Origin of the sequence: Streptomyces sp. YS-3 (assembly GCF_045257485.1) — a bacterium.
Classification (GTDB): domain Bacteria; phylum Actinomycetota; class Actinomycetes; order Streptomycetales; family Streptomycetaceae; genus Streptomyces.
Genome location: NZ_JBJHPC010000790.1, coordinates 1 through 2,634, shown reverse-complemented (window position 1 = coordinate 2,634; position 2,634 = coordinate 1). Strand labels below are relative to the sequence as shown.

The window sequence follows — 2,634 nt, the reverse complement described above, 5'->3', positions numbered from 1 at the left end:
GTGCCGTACTGGAGGCGGTTGACCTGGTAGGACGCCGCCGGCGGCGTCCTACCAGGTCAACCGCCTCCAGTACGGCACGTTCGGCGACCACAGCAAGCCCGAGGTGCGGCTCGGATCGTCCAGCTGGCTCTGGCAGCGCTGGGGCCTGGCGATCGACGGCCGGTCGTACAGCCACGGCGTGACCGTGCACGCCCGCTCCGCCGTCACCATCGACCTCAACCGGCAGTGCTCCAGCTATGACGCGTTCGCCGGGGTCGACGACCTGACCATGGGTCTGGGCGCGGTGCGGTTCTCGGTCTACGGGGACCGGACGCTGCTATGGCGCTCGCCCGTGATGCACGGCGGGGACCCCGCGGTGCCGGTCCACGCCGACCTCACCGGCCACCGCACGATCCGTCTGGTGGTCGCCCCGCACACGCCGTTCGGTTCGGTGGCGCTGGCGGACTGGGCGAAGTCGGTCATCAACTGCCGTTAGCCGTACGAAAACCGGCGTGATCCGGTCACTGACGGCGGTCGGCTGCCTGTCAGCGGCCGTCGACGACGTCTTCCAGCACCCGCGCGACCTCCGGCGCGGTGAGCGCCGAGCCCGCCGCGCGCTGCTCCTCGTAGGCGGAAGGGCCGAGCTCGTCGCGCAGGCGGGTGCGCAGGGCGTCCAGGGCCGTGCGGTCCGGGACCCACAGCGGGATTCCGGCACGCCAGGCCTCGGCGGCGGCCAGCACCCGTACGGCGAGCACGGGTTCCCCGAGATCGGGCAGGAGCCGCGCGGCGCCCTCCGCGAAGTGGGCGAGGAGGATGTCGGCGCAGCCCGCCGCGTCGGCGTTGCGCAGCGCCGAGGCCAGTCCGCGCAAGCCGGTGGCCGGTCCCCTCTCCTCGGCCGCGACGCGCGCGTCGAGGCCTTCCAGGATGGCGCTGAAGTGCGGCGGCGGGGTGGTGCGGGCGCTCTCCGCATGGCCCGCGTCGCACTCCGCGCGCGCGGTGGCCGTGTCGCCGGTGTCCAGGGCCATGCAGCCGCGCAGATAGTGGATGTAGGAGCGGGTGTCGAAGACGCTGTAGCGGACGGCCTCCGCCTCGGCCTCTTCGAGGATCTTGGCGCCGCCGGCCAGGTCGCCCGCGCGGTAGGTGAGTTCGGCGATACGGGCCAGCAGGAACGGTGCTTCGGCGTTGGCGCCGACCTCGCGGGCGAGGCCGAGCGCCTCCTCGTACTCGGGCCGGGCGAGCGCGGGAAGCCCGCGCATCATCGCGGCCTCCCCGGCGGCGCTGGCCACCTGGGCGCGCATCCAGCGGTCACCGACGCGACGGCTCAGGGTCCGCAGCTCCGCGAGGTCGCCGTCGATGTCCCAGACACCGCCGGGCATGTCGATGACCATGTGCGTACGGAACATGAGGCTGACGCCGATCTCCCATTCGCCGCCGTACTCACGGCAGTTGGCGACGACGGAGTCGACGCAGTCGCGGACCTCCGCGGTGGTGCGGGTGAGGAAGGCGGCGAACGGCCACAGCAGCCCGGGGAAGCGCGCCGACTCCGGGCCGCCGGGCGAGAACGCGTCGCGCAGCCGCTCCATCTCCGCCAGGGTCTCGGGCCGGCGCAGCCGCTCCGCCGCGCCGGACTCCTCCAGCAGGAAGATCCGCAGCAGCGCGAGCCGCGTCCGGGGCCAGTAGCGCGGGTCCTCGGGCCCTTCGGCGGCCTCCTCGCACGCGAGGACGCGGTCCACCCACGCCACCGCCTCGGCGCGGTAGTTGCGCAGCCACCAGAACCAGCCCATGGCGAGAGCGATGTCGCGGGCCCCGGCGGGGTCGGAGGCAGCGGCGGTGGTGCGGTGCAGCGCGGCCCGGATGTTGTCCAGCTCGCGCTCCAGCCGGCGGATCCAGGCGAGCTGCCCGTGCGAGCGCAGCAGCGGGTCGGCCTCCTGGGCCAGTTCGCGGTAGTACGCGGTGTGGGCGCGGGCGGCGTCGTCGAGCAGGTCCGGGGTCTCGGCCGCGCGCTCGGCGGCGTACTCGTGGATGGTCTCCAGGAGCCGGTAGCGCATCTGGCCGGTGTCCGGTTCGGGGGCGGCCACCACCAGGGACTTGTCGACCAGCGCGGCGAGGTCGTCGGTCGGGCCGCACACCGCCTGGGCGGCGGCCAGGTCCCAGCCGCCGGCGAAGACGGAGGCGCGGCGCAGCACCGCGCGTTCGCCCTCGTCGAGCAGCTCCCACGACCAGTCGACGACCGCGCGCAGGGTCTGCTGGCGGGGCAGTACGGTCCGGCTTCCGCTGGTCAGCAGGCGGAAGCGGTCGTCGAGGCGGTCCGCGATCTGGCGCGGGGCGAGCAGCCGCAGCCGGGCGGCGGCCAGCTCGATCGCCAGCGGCAGCCCGTCGAGCCGACGGCAGATCTCGGCGATGGCGTCGGGGTCGTCGGCCGGGTCGAAGTCGGGCCGTACGGTACGGGCGCGCTCGGTGAAGAGCCGGTACGCGGGGTCGGGCGGCAGCGGCTCGACCGGGCGGACCCGCTCGCCGGGCACCCCGAGGGGCTCCCGGCTGGTCGCCAGGACGCGCAGGCCCGGGCAGCGGGTCAGCAGCGTCTCCGCGAGGCGGGCGGCGGCGTCGACGACGTGCTCGCAGTTGTCGAGGACGAGCAGGGCGGGGGCGGCGGCG

Annotated in this window: 2 protein-coding genes; one reads left to right on the top strand and one right to left on the bottom strand. The window is 74.8% G+C overall.

Translation table 11 applies throughout. The features are described 5' to 3' along the window. Positions 1–103: 103 nt before the first annotated feature. Positions 104–475 (top strand): NPCBM/NEW2 domain-containing protein, encoded by a 372-nt coding sequence (locus tag ACJA3G_RS34800; RefSeq protein ID WP_406557027.1) that lies wholly within the window; start codon positions 104–106, stop codon positions 473–475. A gap of 49 nt (positions 476–524) precedes the next feature. Here the strand turns inward: ACJA3G_RS34800 and ACJA3G_RS34795 are convergent. Further along, positions 525–2,634: ATP-binding protein (locus tag ACJA3G_RS34795; RefSeq protein ID WP_406557026.1), on the bottom strand; the 2,110-nt coding region annotated here is incomplete at its 5' end.